This window comes from Sphingobium terrigena, assembly GCF_003591655.1.
In the GTDB taxonomy this organism is placed as follows: domain Bacteria; phylum Pseudomonadota; class Alphaproteobacteria; order Sphingomonadales; family Sphingomonadaceae; genus Sphingobium; species Sphingobium terrigena.
In genome coordinates this window covers 1-1,426 of record NZ_QVRA01000083.1, presented here as the reverse complement: position 1 = coordinate 1,426, position 1,426 = coordinate 1, and the positions used below count along the sequence as shown (strand labels likewise).

The window sequence follows — 1,426 nt, the reverse complement described above, 5'->3', positions numbered from 1 at the left end:
GGTCGCGTCCCCGGACGTGGTGTAGGTTATGACGGTAGCGCTGCTGGCTGGCTGCGCGCTTTCGATATAGCGCTGTGGCAGCCAGCCAGCAGCGCGGGTGGTCATCGCGGTTTTCGGATAGGTTTGGGTTGCGAAGCTCGAACCTGGAGAACCACGATGACCGATTCCATGATGCACTTGCGCGCGCTGGTCGAGAAGGCCCCTGACGCGGATATTTTGCGCGAGATGATCTCGTATGCCGCCGGGCGGCTGATGGAGATGGAGGTTGGCAGCCTGACCGGTGCCGCGCACGGCGAGAAGTCCGCGGACCGGCTTGTTCAGCGCAACGGCTATCGTGAACGCGACTGGCAGACCCGCGCCGGGACGGTCGAACTGCGCATCCCCAAATTGCGCAAGGGCAGTTATTTTCCGGGCTTTCTGGAACCGCGCCGGATGGCGGAGAAGGCGCTGACCGCAGTCATCCAGGAAGCCTATGTGCATGGCATCTCGACCCGGTCGGTCGACGACCTGGTCAAAGCGCTGGGCATGGACGGCATCTCCAAAAGCCAGGTCAGCCGCCTGTGCGAGGAGCTCGACGAGAAGGTCTATGCCTTCCTCGAACGCCCGATCGAGGGCGACTGGCCGTACCTCTGGATCGATGCCACTTACGTCAAAGTCCGCCAGAATGGCCGGATTGTCTCGGTCGCGGTGATCATCGCGGTCGGTGTCAACAGCGACGGCCGGCGTGAAGTACTGGGCATGGATATCGGGCCGTCGGAGGCCGAACCCTTCTGGACCGCGTTCCTGCGCAAGCTGACGCGGCGGGGCCTTCGTGGGGTGAAGCTGGTGATCTCCGACGCCCACGAAGGCATCAAGGCTGCGGTCTCCAAGCTGCTGTGCGCGAGCTGGCAACGGTGCCGCGTCCACTTCATGCGCAACGCCCTGGCCCATGCCGGCAAGAGCGGCAGGCGTGTCGTGTCCGCGTTCATCGGCACTGCCTTCGCGCAAGAAACGCCCGAAGCAGCAAGCCAGCAATGGCGATCCGTTGCCGACCAGATGCGTCCGAAAATGCCAAAGCTCGCCGCTTTGATGGACGATGCAGAGCCTGACGTGCTGGCCTACATGACGTTCCCCAAGGAGCACCGCGCCAAGTTACACAGCACGAATCCCATCGAGCGTCTGAACGGCGAGATCAAACGGCGCACCGAAGTTGTCGGCATCTTCCCCAATGAGGGCGCCATCACCCGCCTAATCGGCGCCATCCTCATGGAACAGTCCGACGAATGGGCCGTCCAGCGGGCACGCTACATGACACTTGAAACCATGGCGCCCGTGAGCGACAATCCCATCGTCATGCTGTCGGCTGTACCCGGCACATGATCGGCTCAAACCGATGCCGAAATCGGCGGTGGCTCCTATAAGCTACACCATCCCGTGGGACACGATC

The 1,426-nt window shown here is 62.7% G+C and carries 1 protein-coding gene; it reads left to right on the top strand.

The window, feature by feature from the left end; genetic code table 11:
• Positions 1-156 precede the first annotated feature (156 nt).
• The gene (locus tag D0Z70_RS24440; RefSeq protein WP_119750796.1) at positions 157-1,359 is read left to right on the top strand and encodes an IS256 family transposase; all 1,203 of its coding nucleotides are present in this window, start codon (positions 157-159) and stop codon (positions 1,357-1,359) included.
• The last annotated feature ends 67 nt before the right edge of the window (positions 1,360-1,426 follow it).

Bases quoted from the DNA above. Each gene is read 5' to 3' on its own strand.
- D0Z70_RS24440 (WP_119750796.1), top strand. From the start codon at position 157: ATGACCGATTCCATGATGCACTTGCGCGCGCTGGTCGAGAAGGCCCCT.